The organism is Candidatus Pelagibacter sp. Uisw_134_02 (genome assembly GCF_047720265.1).
GTDB lineage: Bacteria > Pseudomonadota > Alphaproteobacteria > Pelagibacterales > Pelagibacteraceae > Pelagibacter.
The window spans coordinates 37,021-59,321 of sequence record NZ_CP159813.1; the positions used below are offsets into that span (position 1 = coordinate 37,021).

A 22,301-nucleotide genomic window follows, 5' to 3' on the forward strand; every position below is an offset into this window, starting at 1 on the left:
ATGAAGGATATAAATATTTTTTGTTTTGGTTTTGGTCAGGTAGCAAAAAATTTTATAAAGAAGCTGAGTATTGAAAAGTATAATATTAACTTATCAGTAACATCTAGGAGTGAGTCTTCAGAAAAAACCTTCAATAATATTAATTATAATAGCTACTTGTTTAACAGTGATGAATTTGATCAAAAGTTAGTAGTAAAATTAAAAGAAGCAGATCATATTTTGGTTTCTATTCCACCAGAAAATCAAGAAGACCTAGTTGTAAAAAATTTTTCTAAATTTATAGAAAGCTCTAAAGTAAAATGGATAACCTATTTATCTGCCACTAGTGTTTATGGTGATCATAAGGGAGAATGGGTTAATGAAAATAGCAAAACAACTCCAATTTCAAATAATGGTATTGCAAGATTAAAAGCTGAAAATGCATGGGTTTTTTTAGAAAAAAAAAACAAAATACCAGTTCAGATATTAAGGTTATCTGGAATTTATTCTAATGAAAAAAATATTTTAATACGATTAAAATCAGGGGAAGTAAAATTGATCAATAAAAAGAATCATTATTTTTCTAGAATTCATGTGGATGATATTTCAAACATATTATTTAAATCTTTATCAAAATTTAAGTCAGGAGAAATATACAATCTATCTGACGATAAACCCTCTACATCTGAAGATATTATTTTGTTTGGAGCAAAAATGTTAAATATTAAAAATATCGAAAAAATTGAAGTTGACCAAATTAAAAGTGAGATGTTAAAAAATTTTTATAAAGAGTCCAAGAAAGTTAGCAACAAAAAAATGAAAAGTTATTTTAATTATAATTTAAAATTTCCGAGCTATATCGAAGGATTAAACTATATTAGAAGTAATTTTATCTAGCTCCAAGAGTATTATTTTTATACCACGTTTGTTTGATAAACTGTGATCACCATTTTTTATTATTACTAATTTTTTATTAGTTTTAGTAAATAACTTAAGAATTTTTCTGGAGTAACTTGTTGGAACAACTTCATCTTTACTTCCATGAATCATTGTCACATCGATACTGGATTTAATTTTTTTATTTAAGACTTTATTTTTTCTACCATCTTTTATTAATTGATAGGTGATAGGGTATTCATAATTACCATGTTTTAAATTATAAATTCCTTTCTTTATAGTTTCGTTCTTCATTTTTTTTGTAAACTTTTTCCACATTAAATTCTGTAAAAACTCAGGCGCTGGACCAATTCCTAAAAACCCTATAATTTGATCTTTAAAATATTTAAATTGATTAAGAGATAGCCATGCCCCCATACTTGAGCCCACTATTATAAATTTATTTTTTTTAACTATTTTTTTTATCATTATTTCTACTTCTCTAGACCATTTACTAATATTTCCATTTGTAAATTTGCCAGTAGATTTTCCATGTCCAGAGTATTCAAGAGCAAGAAAACCAAATTTATTTTTCTTGGCATATTTAAAAATAGCCCTAGGTTTTTCACCTTCAATATCTGACATAAAACCATGCAAAAACACTATGTAAGTTTTTTCTTTATAATCATTATGTAAATATCTTATTTGCTTATTTTTTGAGATTTTGAGGTGTTTAAATTTATTCATATCAGTTTGTTAGAATACATTCTTAATATATAGTTTTATTAAATGTCTTCAAAATTAAAAATTTTGCAAGTTATACCAAAGCTTGGATATGGTGGTGCAGAAACTGGATGTTATGATCTTGCTCATTATTTACCTGAAAATAATTGTATTTCTTATATTGTCACAAGTGGAGGCGACTTATTAAAATTTATTGACAGAAAAAAAGTAAAGTTAATTAAACTTCCAGTTCATAGTAAAAATCCGATAATAATGATTTTTAATTCTATAGCTTTGATCTCTATTATTTTATTAAATAATATTTCCATAGTTCATGCTAGAAGTCGTGCACCGGCGTGGTCTTGTTTAATTGCCACAAAAATAACTAGAAGAAAATTTGTTACTACTTTTCACGGTACTTATAATTTTAAAAATTCTATTAAAAGACTCTACAATTCTGTAATGGTTAGATCTGATTTAGTAATTGCAGGTTCAAATTTTATTTTTTCTCATATAAATAAAAATTATGGAAAGTATTTAAATTTAAAAAAAAAATTTTTAGTAATATATCGAGGTATTAATGTTGATTACTTTGACCCGTCAACTACATTGGAAGTTGAGGAAAATAAGCTTATCTCTGAATGGGGATTAACTAGAAATAAAAAAATAATCCTAATGCCAGGACGACTAACCTCATGGAAAGGCCAGGAAATATTAATTGAAGCATTAAATCTTGTTAATAAACAGTTAGGATATCAGTCTTTTTATGCTGTTATTTTGGGAAATGATCAGGGCAGGGATATTTATACTAAAAGAATCAAAAGATTAACCGAACAATATAGACTAACTGCTCAACTAAAATTTATTGAACATTGTAAAAATATGCCTTTAGCTTATAAGATATCGGATCTAGTTGTTTCAGCCTCAGTGGAACCAGAGGCTTTTGGTAGAGTTTCTGTTGAGGCTCAATCAATGGAAAAGCCAATAATAGCAAGCAATATAGGTGGATCTAAGGAAACAATCGTTAATAATGTATCGGGTTTTTTATTTCAGACTGGTAATCCAGAGTCTTTATGTAAAAAAATAGTAGAAGTCTTACAATTAGATGAATCTAGATTGAAATTAATAGGTATAGAAGGTAGAAAAAATATATTAAAAAAATTTAATGTTGAAAAGATGTGTTTTTCTACTTATTCAGAATACAAAAAATTATTAAATTAAATGCCATTAATTACATTGCCAGATGGAAACACTATAAATTTTCCAAACAAAGTAACAGGATTAGAAGTTGCAGAAAAGATTAGTAAATCTTTATCTAAACAAGCAACAGTAATTAGCATTAATGAAGAACTTAAAGATTTAAGTTATGTTATTGAGAAAGACTGTTCTATTAAAATTTTTACTTCGAAAGACAAGGAAGGTTTAGAAACTATTCGTCATGATACAGCTCATATAACTGCAATGGCAGTTCAAGAACTTTTTCCAGGAACTCAAGTAACTATCGGTCCAATTATCGAAAATGGATTTTATTATGATTTTTCAAGAAAAGAACCTTTCACAGAGGAAGATTTAAATAAAATTGAAAATAAAATGAAGGAAATTGTTGATAGAGATGTTCCAACCACAAGAGAGGTTTGGAGTAGAAATAAAGCAATATCACATTTTAAAAAAAAAGGAGAAATATATAAAGCTGAAATTATAGAAAGCATACCTAATGATGAAGATGTTTCCATATATTTTCATGGAGACTGGCATGACTTATGCCGAGGACCACACTTATCTTCAACAGGAAAAGTTGGTAAATATTTTAAATTAACAAAAGTGTCAGGAGCTTATTGGAGGGGTGACTCTAATAATGAAATGTTACAGAGAATTTATGGAACAAGTTGGGCATCACAAAAAGACTTAGATGAATATTTAAAGAGAATAGAAGAAGCTGAAAAAAGAGATCATAGAAAAATAGGCAAAGAAATGGATTTATTTCATTTTAGAGAAGAAAGTCCAGGATCTGTTTTTTGGCATGAAAAAGGTTGGAAATTGTTTCAAAAGTTGGTTGCATATATGAGAAGTAGACAGGACATAGCTGGTTACAAAGAAGTAAATACTCCTGAAATTTTAGATAGGGCTTTATGGGAGAAATCAGGACATTGGGAAAAATATGGTGAGCATATGTATACATCAGAAACACCTGATGAAAAAGTATTTGCAATCAAACCAATGAATTGTCCGGGGCATGTTCAGGTATTTAACCAAGGCTTAAAAAGCTATCGAGATCTTCCACTAAGAATTTCAGAGTTTGGAAAAGTTCATAGATATGAACCTTCAGGAGCACTGCATGGATTACTAAGAGTTAGAGCTTTCACACAAGATGATGCTCATATTTTTTGTACAGAAAATCAAATAACAGAAGAGTGTTTGATTGTTACAAACCTAATTTTAGATATTTATAAAGATCTTGGTTTTGAAAATGTAATATTGAAATATTCAGATAGACCAGATTCAAGAGTTGGTGATGATAGTATATGGGACAAAGCAGAAAAAGCCCTGCTAGATGCTGTTAAAGCATCAAAACTTGAATATACAATTAATAAAGGTGAAGGGGCATTTTATGGTCCAAAAATTGAGTTTGTTTTAAGAGATGCTATTGGAAGAGATTGGCAATGTGGAACTTTACAAGTAGATTTAAATTTACCAGGAAGATTAGATGCATCTTTTGTAGATAGCGATGGACATAAAAAAATTCCAGTAATGCTTCATAGAGCATTATTTGGCTCACTTGAAAGGTTTATTGGAATACTAATTGAAAACTATGCAGGAAAATTTCCTTTTTGGATTGCTCCTTTACAGGTAGTTGTAATTCCTATTTCAGAAGAATTTGATACATATGCAAAAGAAGTTAATAAAAAAATTAATTATGCTGGCATTAGCTCTGAAGTAGATTTAAAAAATCATAATTTGAATTATAAAATTAGAGAACATTCTTTATCAAAAATACCACTTTTACTGATTTGTGGTAAAAAAGAAGTTGACACTAACTCAGTAACGATTAGAAGATTAGATACTAATAAACAAGAAAATATGGAATTAAACTTATTTTTAAAAACTTTCTCAGCTTTAAATAAAGCATCTTCAAATTAAGTGGCAGATTTTAAACAAAATTATTTTCAAAGAAGAACTAAAGATAAGGGGCCTAAGTCTAATAATAGGATTACCGCTCCAGAGGTTCAGGTTATAGGTAGTGATGGTGACAATATAGGCATCATAAACACCAATGAGGCAATATCAATGGCTAAAGAACAGGGCTTGGATTTAATAGAGATAGCTCCAAACGCAAATCCACCAGTATGTAAAATTATTGATATGGGTAAATTTAAATACGATGCTCAAAAAAAAGCCAATGTTGCTAAAAAGAAACAAAAAATTGTTTTATTAAAAGAAATTAAAATGAGACCAGTTACAGAAACACATGATTATGATTTTAAAGTTAAAAATGCTAAAAAATTCATTGGAAAAGGTGATAAGGTAAAATTTACAATAAGATTTAAAGGTAGAGAGCTACAACACTCTCATCTAGGACGAGAGTTAATGGATAAAATTAAAACTGATATGAGAGATATTGGCAAAGTAGAACTACATCCAAAGTTTGATGGGAAGCAAATGATTATGGTTATTCAACCTTTATAAGGCTTAATAGAGGTTGTAAAACTATTCCAATATTTGTATAAGTCCGCAGAATTATGCCAAAATTAAAAACAAAAAGTTCAGCAAAAAAAAGATTTAAGGTCTCGGCCACAGGTAAAGTCATGATGGCTCAAGCTGGAAAAAGACATGGTATGATTAAAAGGACTAATTCACAAATAAGAAAATTAAGAGGCACAACTACTATGTCAAAACAAGACGGCAAAATAGTTAAATCATATATGCCTTACAGCTTAAGAGGATAAAATGGCAAGAGTAAAAAGAGGCGTAACTAGTCACGCTAAACATAAAAAAGTTTTAAAAACTGTTAAAGGTCAGTGGGGTAGAAGAAAGAATACGATAAGAGTTGCAAAGCAAGCTATGGAAAAAGCTATGCAATATGCTTATAGAGATCGCAGAACTAAAAAAAGAGAATTTAAATCTCTATGGATTCAAAGAATTAATGCGGGTGTTAGATCTGAGGGTTTAACTTATTCTAAATTTATTAATGGTCTAACAAAGTGTGGAATTAAGTTGGATAGAAAAATATTAGCTGAAATAGCTTATGATAGCCCAGAAGCCTTCAAAACAATCGTTCAAAAAGCTCATTCAGCATTAAATTAATCTTCACTATTGTTTTTCTTTGGTGAAGAAATAATCTCCTAATATGTCTGATATTAAAAAAATCAAAGATGAGTTTCTTTTAAAATTAAATAAAAATTTAGATTTAAATCAAGTTAATCAAATTAAAACAGATCTATTTGGTAAAAATGGTTTGATCAGTTCTCAGTTTAAAATGCTAGGAAAAATAGCTGAAGAAGAACGAAAAAAATTTGCTTCAGATTTAAATCAAGTAAAAGATGAGCTTCAAAATTTTATAGTTATAAAAATTAATGACATCGAAACAAAAGAGATTAACAAAAAATTAGAAAGAGAAAAAATAGATATTACTTTACCAGAGAGATCTTTTGATCAAGGAAAAATTCACCCTGTCTCTCAAGTGATAGATGAAATTTCTTCAATTTTTTCAGAAATTGGTTTTAATGTGGAAGAAGGACCTGATGTTGAAAATGAATATAATAATTTTACAGCATTAAATACACCTGACAACCATCCAGCGAGAGATATGCATGACACTTTTTATTTAGATAATAATAAAGAATTATTATTAAGAACACATACTTCTCCAGTACAAATTAGAACAATGCTTAATAATAAACCACCTTTTAAGATAATAGCTCCTGGCAGAACTTATAGATCTGATAGTGACCAAACACACTCACCTATGTTTCATCAGGTTGAAGGATTGCATATTGATAAAAATATCAATATGGGACATTTAAAGGGATGCTTAAATTATTTTATTAAAGAGTTTTTTGAAATTGATAAAATTAAAATGAGATTTAGACCAAGTCATTTTCCTTTTACAGAACCTTCAGCTGAAGTTGATATTGGATATGAAATTAAAGATGAAAAAATAGTTATTGGTGAAGGAGATAAGTGGCTTGAGGTTTTAGGGTGTGGAATGGTTCATCCAAATGTTTTAAAAAATGTAAAAGTGAATCCAGAAGAATATCAGGGATATGCATTTGGGATGGGCATAGATAGACTGGCAATGCTTAAGTATGGAATTAACGATTTAAGAGCATTTTTTGATTGTGATTATAGATGGCTAAATCATTTTGGGTTTGATCCAATAGATGTGCCAACAAACTATAGAGGCTTAAGCAGATGAAGATCACAACAAATTGGCTTAAAGAACATTTAGATACCAAACTTAATGAAAAACAAATTATTGATAAACTTACAGATATTGGCTTGGAAGTAGAAGGTGTTCATAGCCAACCAAGTGAGTTAGATAACTTTGTAATTGCTAAAATTTTAAAGGTCAAAAAGCATCCTGATGCAGACAGACTTAGAGTTTGTGATGTAGACATTGGATCGGGCGATCCTGTTAAAGTTGTTTGTGGTGCATCTAATGCAAAAGAAGGGCTAATGACAATTTATGCGCCACCAGGTGCTGTCGTGCCAAAAAATCAGATGAAATTAGTAGTAAGCAAGATTAGAGGCGTGACCTCGTATGGTATGCTTTGTTCAGAGTCTGAGCTTAACTTATCAAGTGAAAGTGATGGAATTATGGAACTTTCTGGAAAAAAATATGAAAAAAAAAAAGGACAAAGTTATTTTTCTAAAAATAGTACTAATGTAATCGATATATCTATTACACCAAATAGAGCAGACTGCCTAGGTGTAAGAGGAATAGCAAGAGATTTAGCAGCTGCAGGTTATGGCACATTAAAAAAAATAAAAAAAGAAAAGTTAGCTCAAAAAAATAAACAAAAAGTTAGTATAAAAATAATTAAAGAAAAAAACCAAGGATGTACATCTTTTGGAAGTTGTTTAATTACTGGTGTAAAAAATACTGAAAGTCCAGATTGGCTAAAGAAAAAAATAATATCATTAGGCCAAAAACCTATCTCAGCAATAGTTGATATTACAAATTATGTGATGTTTGATTTAAACAGACCTCTACATGCTTATGATGCTGATAAAATAGATAAAGAAATAATTGTAAGAAATTCTAATAAAGGTGAAAAATTTAAGGCGTTAGATGAAAAAGATTATAATCTTGAGGGTGGTATGTGCGTAATTACAGATGCTTCAGGAGTGCTAGGTTTAGGAGGGGTAATTGGAGGAACAAGGTCTGGAACTGAACTAAATACAAAAAATATACTAATTGAGTCTGCCTATTTTAATCCAAGATCAATCAGAAAAACCTCTAAAATTTTAAATATAGACACTGATGCAAAATTTAGATTTGAAAGAGGAATTGATCCACTTTCAATAGAACAAGGACTACAGCGAGCTGCTGAATTAATTAAAAAAATCTGTGGAGGAAAAATTAGTAAATTTGATATTCAAAAAGTAGAAAATGTGAAAAACAACCTTGTAAAATTTGATGTGCAGTTATTTGAAAAAATAACTGGCTTTAAAATTGACCAAAAAGAAATAATTAAAATATTAACTAGCCTAGGTTTTAAAATAAAAAAACAAAAAAAATTATTGTTACTAACAGTTCCATCATGGAGACCTGATATCGAACAAGAAGTAGATATAGTTGAAGAACTAGTGAGAATTAAAGGTTATGATCAAATCAAGATGATTGAGCCTGAAAAAGTAAGAAATAAAAATACATTAAATAAAACACAAAAGTTATTTCATTTTTTACAGAGAGCAATTGCATCAAAAGGATACTTGGAAGCCATCACATGGTCTTTTACTGACAGTAAAGTTAACCAGTTATTTATTGAAAAAAATAAAGAAATTAAGATAGTTAATCCTATAAGCAAAGATTTAAATGTACTGAGAAGTTCAATTTTTTCAAATTTAATTATTAATTTAAATAAGAACTTAGGAAGAGGATTTAAAGATTTTTCAATCTTTGAAATAGGCCCAACCTTTTCAGGATATAAACCAGGTGAACAACAAACTGTAATTAGTGGATTAAGAGCTGGAAAATTATTTAGACAAAGTTGGGTAGAGCAAGCAAGATTAGTTGACGTTTTTGATGTAAAAAAAGATGTTGTCCAAAGTTTAGTTGAAGCTGGGTACAATAGAGACAAATTTTATATTGATGATGAAACCCCAAATTATTATCACCCAGGAAAATCTGGAAGAATATTTCTAAACAAAGGTAAAGAAAAAATTGTAGCTTTTTTTGGTGAAATTCACCCCAATATATTAAAAAAATTAGATATTAAAGTTGAAGCATTAGTAGGATTTGAAATATTTTTAGACAATATAAAGCTGCCAAAGAAATCATTAAAAAATCAAAAACCTCAATATAAATATTCTGACTTTCAAAAATCAGAAAGGGATTTTGCTTTTGTTTTAGATAAAAATTTTAAAGTTCAAGAATTAATAGAAATAATTACCAATGTAGATAAAGATCTAATAAAATCTGTTAAAGTATTTGATGTTTATGAAGGTGATAATATTGAAGAAGGTAAAAAATCAATAGCATTAAATGTTACAATTCAGTCTTTAGAAAAAACATTAAATGATGAGGACTTGAATAAAATAAACCAGCTTATTATTTCAACTATAGAATCAAAAACAGACGCAAAGATTAGATCGTAGTCATGACAAAAATTGATCACATCAGAAACTTTGCGATTATTGCACATATCGATCATGGTAAATCAACTATAGCAGATAGAATAATTCATAGTTGTGGAGGTCTTACAGAAAGAGAAATGAAAGCCCAAGTATTAGATTCAATGGATATTGAAAGGGAAAGAGGAATAACAATTAAAGCTCAAACAGTAAAACTTAATTATAAAGCCAAAGATGGAAAAGATTATATTTTAAACATTATTGATACACCTGGCCATGTAGATTTTAGTTATGAGGTTAGTAGATCTTTGTATGCATGTGAAGGATCTATATTAATTGTTGATAGTACACAGGGTGTAGAAGCACAAACATTAGCAAATGTTTATCAAGCACTAGATATTAATCATGAGATAGTACCAGTTTTAAATAAAGTTGATTTACCTGCTTCAGATTTAGAAAAAACAAAAAAACAAATAGAAGATGTGATTGGTATTGATACAGAAAATGCAATCCCTTGTTCTGGAAAAACAGGTGAAGGAATTAATGATATATTAGAGCAGATTATTTTATCTTTACCTGCACCAGAAGGAGAGATGGTTGCTGATTTAAAATGTTTATTAGTTGATAGTTGGTATGATACGTACCTAGGTGTAGTTATTTTAGTTAGAGTTATTGACGGAAAAATTTCTAAAAATATGAAGATAAAAATGATGTCGACTAACCAAGAATATATTGTTGAAAAAGTAGGAGTGTTCACACCCAAAGCGACTGATATTAATGAATTAAATGCTGGAGAAATTGGCTTTATAACGACTGGAATAAAAGTTTTATCTGAAACAAAAGTTGGAGATACAATTTGTGATTCAAATAAACTATTGCAAGAGGCATTGCCAGGTTTTAAACCAAGCAAACCAGTAGTTTTTTGTGGATTGTTTCCAGTTGATAGTTCTGAGTATCAAAAATTAAAGGATGGTTTAGGAAAATTACAATTAAATGATGCTAGCTTTTCATTTGAAGCAGAGTCTTCTTCAGCTTTAGGTTTGGGTTTTAGATGCGGATTTTTAGGTCTATTACACCTAGAAATTATCACAGAAAGATTAGAAAGAGAATTTGATATAAATCTTTTAACCACAACACCAGGTGTAGTTTATAAAGTTCATATGAATAAAGGTGAAGCAATAGAATTACAAAACCCATCAAATCTACCAGAATCCACTTTAATTAATTACATTGAGGAACCATGGATTAAAGCAACTATCATCACACCTGATGAGTATCTTGGGCCTATTATAAAGGTTTGTCAGGACAAAAGAGGTGTTCAAACTAATTTAAGTTATTCAGGGAATAGAGCAGTATTAAATTATGAAATTCCTTTAAATGAGGTGGTATTTGACTTTAATGATAGATTGAAGTCAATGACCAGTGGTTATGCTAGCTTTGATTATGAAATTATTGATCATAGAGAAGGTGACCTAGTTAAACTAGGAATACTTGTAAATGCTGAACCAGTAGATGCTTTATCAATGATGGTTCATAAAGATTTTGCTCAAACTGTAGGAAGAGAGGTTTGTGAAAAATTAAAGGATTTAATACCACGACACAATTTTATGATTCCAGTACAGGCTGCAATAGGTGGAAAAATTATTGCACGTGAAACTATCAAAGGATTTAAAAAGGATGTATTGACTAAAATTCATGGTGGTGGAGCACGAGATAGAAAACGGAAACTTTTAGACAAACAGAAAAAAGGAAAAGCCAGAGGAAAACAATTTGGAAAGGTTGAGATACCGCAAGAAGCATTTATAGGTGTGCTAAAAATAAGTAAAGAAAAATAAAATGTTAGAAATAAAACTATTCTTATTTAAATTTAAAAATATAATCATAATTACTAAATCAAAAATTTTAAAAAAAAAAATTAAGGTAAAATATCAAATTATTAAAAGAAGATTTGAAAAATTTATAGAATCAAAATTTTTTTCTCAAAAATGGTTTTTAAATAATTTTGAATTATTTCATTACTACTTACCAAAAGATTATGATAAAAATTTTTCATACTTAGAAATTGGCTCTTACGAAGGCTTGTCTGCTTTAAATATATTATATAATTACAAGAATTCAAAAGTAACTACTATAGATTTGTGGGATGAAGGGAATATTAATTCAGAGTCTTTAAATGTTAACTTTAATGAAATAGAGGATAGATTTAATAAAAATTTAAATGGTTATAAGTATACAAAGATTAAAAATGATTCAGTTATAGTTTTAAGAGAACTACTAAAAAAAAAAATATTTTTTGACATAATCTATATAGATGGATCTCATAATGGAGAAGATATTCTAAGCGATGCTATTGAAAGTTATAAAATACTGAATGAAGAAGGAATCTTAATTTTTGACGATGTGGTTAATGCAAATAAAAACATAACCATACAATCATACGTAGGATTTGAAAAATTTTGCGAAATCTATAAAAAAAAAATAAAAGTTCTATATTTAAAAAATATAGCAATCATAAGAAAAATTAAATAACATGAAAGACTTATTATTAAAGACCGTATTTACCAAAAGATTAAAAAAAAAAGAAATTACTAATATATGTAGGTTAAAAAATACTCATTGGAAATATGGGACGAAATCTCACATAAGCTGGTTTAATAAACATATTAAAAGTAATGATATTCACAACCTTGCCTATTTAAAAGAAAAATTAGTTGGTTATGTTTTGTTAAGAAATAGAAATTTTTTGATAAAAGAAAAAATAAAAAATTATTTATATATGGACACTCTTATAGTCTCTAAAAAATATCGAAAACTAAATATTGGACATACACTTTCTAGTTTAGCTGAAAAAGTTATCAAGAAATCAAAATTACATTCAATGTTAATATGTGAAAAAAAACTTGAACCATTTTACAAAGAAAACAAATGGAAAAAAAAAAATAAAAAAAATTGTCAAATAATAGATCACAAATATCCTAAACGTTTTTCAATAATGTGTCTCAATGAAACTGAAAAAATAAAAAAGAGTAATATTAAATATTATATATTTAGTCAGTAGTTTTTATTTCTGGATAAGAAAACTTTTAATTAATGAAGAAATTTTATTTATTTCTCCTTTTGACATATCAGAATATAAAGGCAGTCTAACAACTTTATTATAAATATCTTCAGTTAGTGGAATTCTGTAGTTACAAAATTTTTTACCCATTTTAGATTTATGAAGGGGAACATAGTGAAACGTGGCAGCTACTTCTTGGCTTTGAAGAATTTTTTTAAAATCATTTGCAAGTTTAGTTGATCTAAATATTAATGCCAAAATATGAAAGGCACTTGTTGATTTTTGACTTGATTTAACTAAGTAACATTTTCGAGTATTTAATTTATCTATTAATCTTTTAAAAATATTCCAATTTCTTTTTCTTAAATTTTGTATTTTTTTAACTTTAAGTAATTGAGAATATAGTAGTGCACAACTTAATTCAGGTGCCCTATATTCAGAACCTAGATCAACCCAACTATAAAATTTTTTGTTATTTTTATAGGATATAATTTTTTTTTTATAATCTTTTATAAAATCTTTTCTATTCGTCCCCTTATCTAAAATAAAATTTGCTCTTTTAATTAATTTTGAATTATTAATAGAAATACATCCAGCTTGACCACCAACAATGTTTTTTGTTTCATGAAAACTAAAGACACCAATATCACCAAAAGTTCCTAAAAATTTATTTTTATATTTTCCAAGGAAAGCATGAGCTGTGTCTTCAATCAAAAATATTTTTTTTGATTTTGCATATCGTGATATTTTTTCTATTTCACATGCATTTCCAGCATAATGAATTAGATATATAGCCTTAGTTTTTTTTGTAGTTTTTTTTTTTATATCTTCATAAGAAATATTTAAGTCATTAATATTAATTTCAACAAAAACAGGCTTTGCACCTCTTAAAACAATAGCGTTTGCAATTGAAACAAATCCATAGGAAGGCAATATTACTTCATCACCATGTTTTAAATTAATCAAAATAGTTGAAACTTCTAGAGCAGCTGTACAACTATGTGTCACAGCTATAAATTTCGATTTTATATAATTTTTTATAATATTTTCAGTTTTTTTTAGATAAAAACCATCTGTAAGTATTTTTGATGATAAAACATTTTTAATATGTTTTAAATCATTTTTATCTAAAGCTGGCTTAGTTATAGGTATCAATTTAAAATCCAATCTTTATATTTTTCAACATTTTTTAATAAATATTCTGGGTATGTGTCATCAATTTTTACTTTTTTTAATCTTAGATTTCTATCAAAAGGATCTATCAGGTTATTTATATTTTCTCTAATCTTATCAATATTTTTAAATTTTCCTTTATTAAACTCAGTGTGAGACATATTTTCAATTTTTTTTGATATTTCACCTGGAGTCATTAAATAAGTAAAATGCCACCCACCATTTTGAATTAGTTGAACACTTTTTTCCTTATCAATTCTCCAAAATGGATAGTTAATATTTTTTTCTTTTAAAATTCTAAAATTAAAAAAAGATTTTAAGTGCTTTTTTTTACAAATTCTAGATCCAGCCCAATTTCCATTTCCTTCATCTAATCCAAGAATATTAAGTTTGTAATAGTACATATTTTGAAGAAAAAGACCAAACTTGTAATCATTTTTTTTGAAATTTGAAATTGCCGATGGGTTTGGAATTTCATCTTCATCAGATAAAATTATTAAATCATTATCTTGAGCTTTAGTAATGCCCCTGAACAAATTTTCCATCTGAATTTTAAGTAATTGGTAATCTTTTTTACCTTTAATTTTAATTTCTGGAAGATCATCAACCTGAATATAAATAATTTTTTCACCATATTTCGACATAAAATCTTTATCAAAATTATATCCTTTATATTGACCGGTATGAGTTTTGTTAGCTTCACAAACTACAAAATAATCTACATAGTTTTTTAGACTGTGATACCGTAAATCAAACAACATATTTGCATTGTAGAATGTAGTGCAGTCAAAGATTTTATTACTCATTTTTTAAATTTATTTGTATCAAAATATATATATGGCCAGTTTAGAGTTTTTGAATTTTCTTTAAACCAAAAAGGTAAATATCTTTCAGCTAAAAAACCATAAATTCTTTTTTTTCCATAAGTATCTAAATTAAAACTTTTAAATATCTCTTCACATCTAAATAACCAATTAAAAATTTTAGTATAGTAAGAGTTTAAAAGCGAAGTGTTTTTGCAAATAAACAAATTATGTGGATTAAATTCATGACCATTTAAATATTTTTGGAATTTATCCTGTTCATTTTTATCTAATAATTTAATAGCTTCTTCGAGAAAAAAAGACCCATGACTAAGATAAAAATGATCTTTTATAGTGCATCTATTAATTAAAAGAGTAGGTTTTTTAAAAATATATTTAAAATTATGCTTTAAAAGTTTCATAAATTTTTGTTTACCTAAAATTATTGGCTCAGCCAAAATGCATTCATAGCCGTTCCATTCTGAAGGTATATTTTTCAAAATTGAATTACTTAATTCCTCTAAATTTTTTGGTGGTAAGGAATTTTTATTTACCCAGAATCTTCTGTAGGTGCAAAAACCAATCCATTCATAATCTTTATTATTTAATAAAAGATCTTTCCACAACCTATAATGAAACGAATATTCTCCAAAATTTTTATTTTTTGATGATATGTCATTTTCAAACTTATCATTTACCCATTCATTTCCAAAATAACTGTTGCCCAAACCAACAGGTGTTAAATTGTTATTTTCAAAAAAAGAATAATTTTCATTATAAATAGAAATGCAAAAAGTTTTCATATTTTAGTATATCTATATTAGCAATAGGAAGAGGTAAATATATTAAATGAAATTTCAGGAAAATTAAACTAATATAGTTTTTAAGGAGAGATGGCTGAGAGGTTTAAGGCGCACGCTTGGAAAGTGTGTGTATTGTCAAAGGTACCGTGGGTTCGAATCCCACTCTCTCCGCCAAAACTCAATCAAAAAAATTTAATTCAATATCTTGAAACCTAAAATCTGCAGCTGGTCCAATAAATCTAGAATTTTTGTGTAGGCTGATAGAAAAACTATTTTAATTTGAAGCAAAGATAATTAATAGAGAAATTATATATTATTTTTTAAAACATTAAATACTCTTTTAAAAACAATGCTTATTTAATGCTTTATTCTGAGTTCTTAAATTATTTTCATCTTTTTTTAAAAAAAAATGATATAAATACTTAATTTCCAAAAATTATAATATGAAAAATAACTCTACTTATCAGGCAGACTCCATAAAGGTACTAAAAGGTTTGGAGGCAGTTAGAAAAAGACCTGGAATGTATATTGGCGATACTGACGATGGAACTGGTTTACACCACATGGTTTATGAGGTTGTAGACAATTCTATAGATGAAGCTTTAGCAGGACATTGTAAAAATATTGATATTAAAATTAATTCTGATGGAACCATTACAGTAAGAGATGATGGTAGAGGAATACCAGTAGATATGCACAAAGGTGAAAAAATGTCTGCTGCAGAAGTTATTATGACTCAACTTCATGCTGGTGGAAAATTTGATCATGATTCATACAAAGTGTCAGGTGGTTTACATGGTGTTGGTGTTTCAGTTGTAAATGCATTGTCAGAAAAATTAAAATTAGAAATTGATAGAAATGGAAAAAGATATTTCATGGAGTTTAAAGATGGAGCTTCAAAAGCACCACTTAAAGTCATAGGAAAATCAAAAGAAACTGGAACGCAAATAACATTTTTACCATCAAAAGAAATATTTTCTGCAATAAAATTTACTCCAAGTATAATTATTAAAAGAATGCGTGAACTAGCATTTTTGAATAAAGGAATAAAAATAACAATTAATGACCTGAATCAAAAAAAAGAAAAAATAATTGCATTTAAATTTGATGGTGGTGTTTTAGAGTTTGTTGATTTCTTAGATGAAAAAAGAGAAAAACTTATAAATAAAACAGGAAATGATTTATTTAAAAAGCCCATTTATATTGAGGGTAAAAAAAATAATATAGAAATAGAATGTTCGTTAAAGTGGAATGCAAGTTATGGTGAGGATATTTATCCTTATACAAATAATATTTATCAAAAAGATGGTGGTACCCATTTACTTGGATTTAGAAGTGCATTAACTAGAGTAATTAATAAATATGCAACTGAACATAACCTATTAAAGAAAAATAAAATAACAATATCAGGCGATGACATTAAAGAGGGTTTAACCTGCGTAATATCAGCCAAGATACCAGATCCAAAATTCTCTTCTCAAACAAAAGATAAGTTAGTTTCATCCGAGGTGCGAATGATTGTAGAAAGTATTGTCAGTGAAAAATTATCAATTTGGTTTGATCAAAATCCAACTACGTCTAAAATTATCTTAGCAAAAATAATGCAGGCAGCGCTTGCAAGAGATGTGGCTAGAAAAGCTAGAGAAAATGTAAGAAGAAAGGGTGCTTTAGAATTAAGTGGTTTACCTGGAAAATTAGCTGATTGTCAAATAGGAAAACAAGAAGGAACTGAATTATTCATAGTCGAGGGAGACTCTGCGGGTGGCTCAGCAAAACAAGGTAGGAACAGATCAAATCAGGCAGTCTTACCATTAAGAGGAAAAATTCTTAATACTTATGTTGAAGAGGTGGTTCTTAAAAAAAATAGTAATAGAGATAGTAGTGAGCATAGAACAAAATCCTTAGCTAAAATGATGTCATCTAATGAAGTTGTTACTTTAATTAATGCCCTTGGACTTGATCCAAAAGCTGAAGAGATAGATTTAAAAGATTTAAGATATGGAAAGATTATTATCATGACCGATGCAGATGTTGATGGATCACACATTAGAGCGCTGCTATTAACATTTTTTAACAATAAACCATTTAATAGATTAATTGAAAATGGACATGTTTATCTAGCTCAACCACCGTTATTTAAGATTAATAAAGGTACAAAAGGAATTTATATTAAAGATGAAAATGAGTTAGAAAATTATATTTTAACAAATAATAAAGAATTACAAAAAATTAAAAAGGGATCTAAAGAATTTACTAGAGCTTATGATGAAGAAAAATCTAGAATGAGTATTCAAAGGTTCAAAGGACTGGGAGAAATGAACCCCGAAGAATTGTGGAGCACTACACTTGACCCTGAAACTAGAAATCTACTACAAGTTCAGTACTCAAAAGACTTAAAAAAAGACCAACTTCTTATTCATACTTTAATGGGTAATGATGTTGCTTTAAGAAAAGATTTTATTGTTTCAAATGCAATTAATGTTCAAAATTTAGACATCTAATAATGAAGTTTTTTGAAACTTCAAAATACTTTTCATTAAAAAAATCTACATACATTAACTTAAGGTTTATAGCTATTATAGGGCAATTGATCACAATAAATCTGATTTATTTTATTTTTAATTTTAAATTTAATTTAATTTTAGGAAATTTAATAATTTTAATTGCAATACTAAGTAATCTTTATTTACTTTATATTAATAAAAATACTCAATTGTTAGATAAAGTAGCTTTTCTTTTTTTATTAACTGATGTTTTACAACTAAGTTTTTTAATTTATTTAACTGGGGGAATTGCAAACCCGTTTTCAATCTTTTTGATAATTCCAACTATTTTTTCATCTTCAAACTTGGGTTTTAAAACTAATTTGCTATTAGTTAGCACTACTATTTCTATAATTATCTTTCTTACTTTTTTTTATCAGCCACTACCTTACCCAGTGAATGTTCATTTTCATGTTGATAGGTATTATTATTATTCAATTCCTATTTCATTAATAATTGCACTAATTTTTTTAAATTATTTTGCCTTAATTTTTGGGAAAGAATCTAGAATTAGGAAAGAAGCCTTGAATAAAATGGAAGAAATTATGTCGAAAGAACATGAGCTTTTATCTCTTGGTGGTCAAGCTGCTGCTGCTGCTCATTCTTTAGGCACTCCATTTTCCACAATAAAAATTATATCATCTGATTTATTGAAACAATTTAAAGAAGATACCGAAGTTAAAAAAGATCTTGATTTATTAGTGAGCCAAATTGAAAGATGTAGTGAAATATTGAAAAAATTAACATTAAATCCGATTGTTGAAGATAATTTTATTGATAAAGACTTAACTATTGCTGGTTATATTATTGAAATTGTGAAATCTTTTAAAGAAACCAGTAAAAAAGAATTTATTTTAAACTTTGATCAATATTCAAATTCATTAAGTATTACTAAATCTATTGAAATCGTTTATGGATTAAGAAATTTTATTGGTAATGCAAATAAATTTTCGAATAGTAAAGTTTTTATAAATACCAAAAGTGATAACGATAAGACGGAAGTTATAATTGAAGATGATGGTGAAGGATATACTAATAGTGTACTAAGAAAAATTGGTGAACCATATATTAAATCATATAAACCATCTATAAAATCTAAATCAGGTTTAGGTCTTGGTATTTTTATAGGTAAAACTTTGCTGGAAAAAAATTACGCAAATATATTATGCAGAAATTCACTGACAAGAAGTGGTGCAGAAGTTATTATACAATGGAAAAATAAAGATCTTTTAAAGATTTAGTGTAATTTTTTTTTATTTTCAAATAGTCCACTTAGTTGAGAAATCATTACATCTCCAAGCTCATGTACATCTGTTATTTTAATGGCCTTATCATAGTATCTGGAAACATCGTGACCAATACCAATTGCTAAAATTTCTACATCACTTTTAGTTTCTATGGATTTAACAATTTTTTTTAAATGTTTTTCTAAAAAATCACCTGAATTGACCGACAAAGTAGAATCATCTACTGGTGCACCATCTGAAATTACCATTAAAATTTTTCTTTCTTCTTTTCTTTTTTTTATTCGGTTGTATGCCCAAGATATAGCTTCTCCATCAATATTTTCTTTTAACAAACCTTCTTTAAGCATTAAACCTATGTTATTTTTGGCTTGTCTCCAATGAGTATCTGCTCCTTTATAGATTATGTGTCTTAAGTCATTAAGTCTTCCAGGATTTTTTGGTTTATCAGTTTTATTCCAAGCTTCTCTGCTTTTTCCTCCTTTCCAGTTTTTAGTAGTAAAGCCTAATACTTCAACTTTCACTGAACATCTTTCTAATGTTCTAGATAATATATCAGCACAAAGTGCAGCAATTGTTATAGGACGTCCGCGCATTGATCCTGAATTGTCAATTAATAAAGTCACTATCGTATCCTTAAAATCAAGATCTTTTTCCTTCATAAAGGATAATGAATTATAAGGGTCCATAATAATTCTAGTGAGTTTAGAGCTATCCAGTAATCCTTCCTCTAAGTCAAATTCCCAAGCTCTGTTTTGTTTTGCAAGCAGTTGTCTTTGTAATTTATTTGCAAGTTTTGTTATTAGATCTTGGAAACCAACAAGTTGTTGATCTAAATTTTTTCTTAATTTCTGTGTTTCTTTTGCATCTTCTAATATTTCAGCTTTTGCAATTTCATCAAATTCTGTTGTAAAAATTTTGTATTCTTGATCTATATTATTAAAGTTATCTTTTTGCATTACGCTTTCTGTACTATCCTTAAGAATGTCGGAATCTTCTAGCTGTTCATTCATTTGTTGGTCACTAAGATCAAATCCAGCATCTAAGCTTGTCTGGGTTTCATTCTGCTTGTTCTCATCTTCTTTACCTTCTGATTGATTATCATCATTGTTATCTGATTTATTTTCTTGTTCATTATCTTTTTTATCATCATCTTTATTGTTTTCATCACTTTTTGAATTAAAAATATCCATACTTTCAAGAATTTTTGAAAATTTTAAACCATAATTTTCTTGATCCTCTAAATTTTTACTCAAAAAATCTAAATGTTTATCAATAGAGGAACTAAAATCTTTTTCCCAAAAACTTAGTATTTTTGAAGAGATAATGTTAAGCTCTAAGTTGAAAAATTTTTTTAACATATAAAGTTCAAATGCATCTGCTACTGGCACATCTTCCTTACTTTTAAATTGATTCTTATGAACTGAAGCTATTTTTTTTATATAATTTTCATTTAAATTTTTTCCAACACCCTTAAGCATTTTTCCACCCAAAACTTCATATCTTATTTTTTCAGCTATATTGTATAGAGACTTACAAGAGGGGTTATTAGGCAGGTTTTTATTATATATTTCTTTATTCGAAAATTTCTTTTTAAGAGCACCCGAATCTGTTTCTGCTCTTAGTCTAATAAAATCATTCTTATTTGATAAATTTGTTATATCAAAAAAATCTATTTTTTTTGATTTTAAGTCTTTATCATTTTTTTTTACATCAAGATTATAATCCTCAGAAATTACTTTTGCAGTAGAGATTAAAGCTTGTTTAAACTGTTCTTTAAAATTATCTTCTTTATTGCTCATTTAAATCTGAATATTTACCATCGACTCTGGTAATTCATCACCAAAACATCTTTGATAATACTCAGCTATAGTATTTTTTTCTATATCATCACATTTATTTAAGAATGTAACTCTAAACGCATACCCAGTGTCTTTAAAGATTTCAGAATTTTCAGCCCAATGTAATACAGTTCGGGGACTCATAACTGTTGAAATGTCTCCTGCTATAAAACCTCTTCTAGTTAAAGAAGCTACTTTAATCATATTGGATATTTTTTCTTTACCTTTAGGATTATTTAAACTCTTATTTTTTGCCAAAACAATTTCCATTTCTCTATCAAGTTTTAAATAATTTAAAGATGTAACAATATTCCACCTATCCATTTGTCCTTGATTTATTTGCTGTGTACCATGATATAATCCTGTTGTGTCTCCTAACCCAACTGTATTAGAAGTTGCAAATAATCTAAAAAATTTGTTTTGTTTTATAACTTTATTTTTATCTAATAGAGTGAAGTTTCCTTCAGCTTCTAAAACCCTTTGAATAACAAACATTACATCTGGTCTACCAGCATCATACTCATCAAAAACAAGTGCAACAGGATTTTGAATAGACCATGGCAAAATACCTTCTTTGAATTCTGTGATTTGTTTTCCATCTTTTAGAACGATTGCATCTTTTCCAATCAGATCAATTCTACTCACATGACTATCTAGGTTTACTCTAATACAAGGCCAATTTAATCGTGCAGCAATCTGCTCGATGTGTGTTGATTTGCCAGTTCCGTGATATCCCTGAACCAAAACTCTCTTATTAAATGCAAATCCAGATATGATTGCAAGTGTGGTGTCTCTATCGAATTTATAATTTTTATCTATTTCAGGTACATACTCACTTTTTTTTGAGAATGCATCAACTTCCATGTCCGAGTCAATACCAAAACTTTGTTTTAAAGATATTTTGATGTCTGGTTGTATATTTAAATTAGGTGTCAATTTTATCCTTATAAGTATTCTTTAACTGAGTGTAAGCTAAAGTAATTAATTTAAGTTTTTCTTCATATTCTTTATTTCCTAAATTAATATCAGGGTGAAATTTTTTGACAAGAGTTTTGAATTTATCTTGTATTTGTTCCCATTTTAATCCTACAGAAACACCTAGAATACTAAAAGCTTTTATATCATTAGCATCAAATTTGAACTGATTCATATGATTATATTCACCTCTGAGCTTAGTCTTATCAAACTCATCCTTTAATGTATTGTTCCAAAGAACTTTAAAAAAATTATCAGAAGAGCTAAAACTTTGAGTGGGTTTGTGCCAAGTCATATCTGACTTTAAAAAATCAAATACTTGTTCATCATCCATTCCTTTAAAATAATTCCAATTTTTATTAAATTCTTTAACGTGAGTTAAACAAAGCAGCCGGTAGCTTTTGCTATTATCTTTTTCAATTGGTGCTTTATATTCACCAATTTCAAGGCAATTATTCCAGTCGCATATATTTTTCATGTTATATAGTA

Annotated in this window: 20 protein-coding genes and 1 tRNA gene; 14 read left to right on the plus strand and 7 right to left on the minus strand. The window is 27.8% G+C overall.

All coding sequences use genetic code 11. The annotated features are described in order from the left end of the window. The gene (locus ABXT56_RS00160; protein WP_415300146.1) at nt 1–876 is read left to right on the plus strand and encodes an NAD-dependent epimerase/dehydratase family protein; all 876 of its coding nucleotides are present in this window, start codon (nt 1–3) and stop codon (nt 874–876) included. Here the strand turns inward: ABXT56_RS00160 and ABXT56_RS00165 are convergent. Further along, nucleotides 847–1,602: an alpha/beta hydrolase gene (locus ABXT56_RS00165; protein WP_415300148.1), complete on the minus strand. Its 756-nt coding sequence runs from the start codon at nt 1,600–1,602 to the stop codon at nt 847–849. The genes ABXT56_RS00160 and ABXT56_RS00165 overlap by 30 nt on opposite strands. Before the next feature lie 42 nt (nt 1,603–1,644). On the opposite strand from ABXT56_RS00165, the gene ABXT56_RS00170 reads away from it, so the two are divergent. The 10 genes from ABXT56_RS00170 to ABXT56_RS00215 are packed head-to-tail and all read left to right on the plus strand — an operon-like array spanning nt 1,645 to nt 12,430. Beyond that, complete coding sequence (locus ABXT56_RS00170) at nt 1,645–2,799, plus strand: glycosyltransferase family 4 protein (protein ID WP_415300150.1); 1,155 nt, start codon at nt 1,645–1,647, stop codon at nt 2,797–2,799. Beyond that, nucleotides 2,800–4,716, plus strand: coding sequence for a threonine--tRNA ligase (gene thrS, locus ABXT56_RS00175; protein ID WP_415300152.1), 1,917 nt, complete (start codon nt 2,800–2,802; stop codon nt 4,714–4,716). It abuts the gene before it with no gap. Then, nucleotides 4,717–5,262: a translation initiation factor IF-3 gene (infC, locus tag ABXT56_RS00180; RefSeq protein ID WP_415300154.1), complete on the plus strand. Its 546-nt coding sequence runs from the start codon at nt 4,717–4,719 to the stop codon at nt 5,260–5,262. A gap of 53 nt (nt 5,263–5,315) precedes the next feature. Continuing rightward, nucleotides 5,316–5,522, plus strand: coding sequence for a 50S ribosomal protein L35 (rpmI, locus tag ABXT56_RS00185; RefSeq protein WP_415300156.1), 207 nt, complete (start codon nt 5,316–5,318; stop codon nt 5,520–5,522). Nucleotide 5,523: 1 nt separating this feature from the next. Continuing rightward, nucleotides 5,524–5,880 (plus strand): 50S ribosomal protein L20, encoded by a 357-nt coding sequence (gene rplT / locus ABXT56_RS00190; protein WP_415300158.1) that lies wholly within the window; start codon nt 5,524–5,526, stop codon nt 5,878–5,880. Between the two features lie 43 nt (nt 5,881–5,923). Beyond that, nucleotides 5,924–6,991 (plus strand): phenylalanine--tRNA ligase subunit alpha, encoded by a 1,068-nt coding sequence (gene pheS / locus ABXT56_RS00195; protein ID WP_415300160.1) that lies wholly within the window; start codon nt 5,924–5,926, stop codon nt 6,989–6,991. After that, a complete protein-coding gene (gene pheT / locus ABXT56_RS00200) occupies nt 6,988–9,396 on the plus strand; it encodes a phenylalanine--tRNA ligase subunit beta (protein WP_415300162.1) in 2,409 nt (802 codons plus the stop codon). Before pheS ends, pheT begins: the two co-directional genes overlap by 4 nt. A gap of 2 nt (nt 9,397–9,398) precedes the next feature. Beyond that, nucleotides 9,399–11,207 (plus strand): translation elongation factor 4, encoded by a 1,809-nt coding sequence (gene lepA, locus ABXT56_RS00205; RefSeq protein WP_415300163.1) that lies wholly within the window; start codon nt 9,399–9,401, stop codon nt 11,205–11,207. Between the two features lies 1 nt (nt 11,208). Further along, nucleotides 11,209–11,901 (plus strand): class I SAM-dependent methyltransferase, encoded by a 693-nt coding sequence (locus ABXT56_RS00210; protein WP_415300164.1) that lies wholly within the window; start codon nt 11,209–11,211, stop codon nt 11,899–11,901. Between the two features lies 1 nt (nt 11,902). Beyond that, the gene (locus tag ABXT56_RS00215) at nt 11,903–12,430 is read left to right on the plus strand and encodes a GNAT family N-acetyltransferase (RefSeq protein WP_415300166.1); all 528 of its coding nucleotides are present in this window, start codon (nt 11,903–11,905) and stop codon (nt 12,428–12,430) included. A 3-nt stretch (nt 12,431–12,433) separates the two neighbouring features. Here the strand turns inward: ABXT56_RS00215 and ABXT56_RS00220 are convergent, their stop codons facing one another. Genes ABXT56_RS00220 through ABXT56_RS00230 form a run of 3 tightly spaced genes read right to left on the minus strand, consistent with a single transcriptional unit; the run spans nt 12,434 to nt 15,209 of the window. Further along, nucleotides 12,434–13,585, minus strand: coding sequence for an aminotransferase class I/II-fold pyridoxal phosphate-dependent enzyme (locus ABXT56_RS00220; RefSeq protein WP_415300167.1), 1,152 nt, complete (start codon nt 13,583–13,585; stop codon nt 12,434–12,436). Beyond that, nucleotides 13,582–14,409, minus strand: coding sequence for a glycosyl transferase family 17 (locus ABXT56_RS00225; RefSeq protein ID WP_415300169.1), 828 nt, complete (start codon nt 14,407–14,409; stop codon nt 13,582–13,584). Before ABXT56_RS00225 ends, ABXT56_RS00220 begins: the two co-directional genes overlap by 4 nt. Then, nucleotides 14,406–15,209, minus strand: coding sequence for a DUF4422 domain-containing protein (locus tag ABXT56_RS00230; protein ID WP_415300170.1), 804 nt, complete (start codon nt 15,207–15,209; stop codon nt 14,406–14,408). Before ABXT56_RS00230 ends, ABXT56_RS00225 begins: the two co-directional genes overlap by 4 nt. 84 nt (nt 15,210–15,293) lie before the next feature. Between ABXT56_RS00230 and ABXT56_RS00235 the strand changes: the two genes are divergently transcribed. From ABXT56_RS00235 to ABXT56_RS00245, 3 genes are all read left to right on the plus strand, one after another. After that, a tRNA-Ser gene (locus tag ABXT56_RS00235) sits at nt 15,294–15,383 on the plus strand. A 269-nt stretch (nt 15,384–15,652) separates the two neighbouring features. Then, the gene (locus tag ABXT56_RS00240) at nt 15,653–17,710 is read left to right on the plus strand and encodes a DNA gyrase subunit B (protein WP_415300172.1); all 2,058 of its coding nucleotides are present in this window, start codon (nt 15,653–15,655) and stop codon (nt 17,708–17,710) included. A gap of 2 nt (nt 17,711–17,712) precedes the next feature. Beyond that, nucleotides 17,713–18,993: an ActS/PrrB/RegB family redox-sensitive histidine kinase gene (locus ABXT56_RS00245; protein WP_415300174.1), complete on the plus strand. Its 1,281-nt coding sequence runs from the start codon at nt 17,713–17,715 to the stop codon at nt 18,991–18,993. On the opposite strand, the gene ABXT56_RS00250 is transcribed toward ABXT56_RS00245, so the two are convergent. The 3 genes from ABXT56_RS00250 to ABXT56_RS00260 are packed head-to-tail and all read right to left on the minus strand — an operon-like array spanning nt 18,990 to nt 22,290. Further along, the gene (locus tag ABXT56_RS00250; RefSeq protein ID WP_415300176.1) at nt 18,990–20,798 is read right to left on the minus strand and encodes a cobaltochelatase CobT-related protein; all 1,809 of its coding nucleotides are present in this window, start codon (nt 20,796–20,798) and stop codon (nt 18,990–18,992) included. The genes ABXT56_RS00245 and ABXT56_RS00250 overlap by 4 nt on opposite strands. Next, nucleotides 20,799–21,773: a cobaltochelatase subunit CobS gene (gene cobS, locus ABXT56_RS00255; protein ID WP_415300178.1), complete on the minus strand. Its 975-nt coding sequence runs from the start codon at nt 21,771–21,773 to the stop codon at nt 20,799–20,801. It lies immediately after the preceding gene. Next, on the minus strand, nt 21,763–22,290 hold the full coding sequence (locus ABXT56_RS00260) for a J domain-containing protein (RefSeq protein WP_415300180.1): 528 nt from the start codon (nt 22,288–22,290) through the stop codon (nt 21,763–21,765). Before ABXT56_RS00260 ends, cobS begins: the two co-directional genes overlap by 11 nt. Between the last annotated feature and the right edge of the window lie 11 nt (nt 22,291–22,301).

Bases quoted from the DNA above. Each gene is read 5' to 3' on its own strand.
- ABXT56_RS00160 (WP_415300146.1), top strand. From the start codon at position 1: ATGAAGGATATAAATATTTTTTGTTTTGGTTTTGGTCAGGTAGCAAAA.
- ABXT56_RS00165 (WP_415300148.1), bottom strand. From the start codon at position 1,602: ATGAATAAATTTAAACACCTCAAAATCTCAAAAAATAAGCAAATAAGA.
- ABXT56_RS00170 (WP_415300150.1), top strand. From the start codon at position 1,645: ATGTCTTCAAAATTAAAAATTTTGCAAGTTATACCAAAGCTTGGATAT.
- thrS (WP_415300152.1), top strand. From the start codon at position 2,800: ATGCCATTAATTACATTGCCAGATGGAAACACTATAAATTTTCCAAAC.
- rpmI (WP_415300156.1), top strand. From the start codon at position 5,316: ATGCCAAAATTAAAAACAAAAAGTTCAGCAAAAAAAAGATTTAAGGTC.
- rplT (WP_415300158.1), top strand. From the start codon at position 5,524: ATGGCAAGAGTAAAAAGAGGCGTAACTAGTCACGCTAAACATAAAAAA.
- pheS (WP_415300160.1), top strand. From the start codon at position 5,924: ATGTCTGATATTAAAAAAATCAAAGATGAGTTTCTTTTAAAATTAAAT.
- pheT (WP_415300162.1), top strand. From the start codon at position 6,988: ATGAAGATCACAACAAATTGGCTTAAAGAACATTTAGATACCAAACTT.
- lepA (WP_415300163.1), top strand. From the start codon at position 9,399: ATGACAAAAATTGATCACATCAGAAACTTTGCGATTATTGCACATATC.
- ABXT56_RS00210 (WP_415300164.1), top strand. From the start codon at position 11,209: ATGTTAGAAATAAAACTATTCTTATTTAAATTTAAAAATATAATCATA.
- ABXT56_RS00215 (WP_415300166.1), top strand. From the start codon at position 11,903: ATGAAAGACTTATTATTAAAGACCGTATTTACCAAAAGATTAAAAAAA.
- ABXT56_RS00225 (WP_415300169.1), bottom strand. From the start codon at position 14,409: ATGAGTAATAAAATCTTTGACTGCACTACATTCTACAATGCAAATATG.
- ABXT56_RS00230 (WP_415300170.1), bottom strand. From the start codon at position 15,209: ATGAAAACTTTTTGCATTTCTATTTATAATGAAAATTATTCTTTTTTT.
- ABXT56_RS00240 (WP_415300172.1), top strand. From the start codon at position 15,653: ATGAAAAATAACTCTACTTATCAGGCAGACTCCATAAAGGTACTAAAA.
- ABXT56_RS00245 (WP_415300174.1), top strand. From the start codon at position 17,713: ATGAAGTTTTTTGAAACTTCAAAATACTTTTCATTAAAAAAATCTACA.
- ABXT56_RS00250 (WP_415300176.1), bottom strand. From the start codon at position 20,798: ATGAGCAATAAAGAAGATAATTTTAAAGAACAGTTTAAACAAGCTTTA.
- ABXT56_RS00260 (WP_415300180.1), bottom strand. From the start codon at position 22,290: ATGAAAAATATATGCGACTGGAATAATTGCCTTGAAATTGGTGAATAT.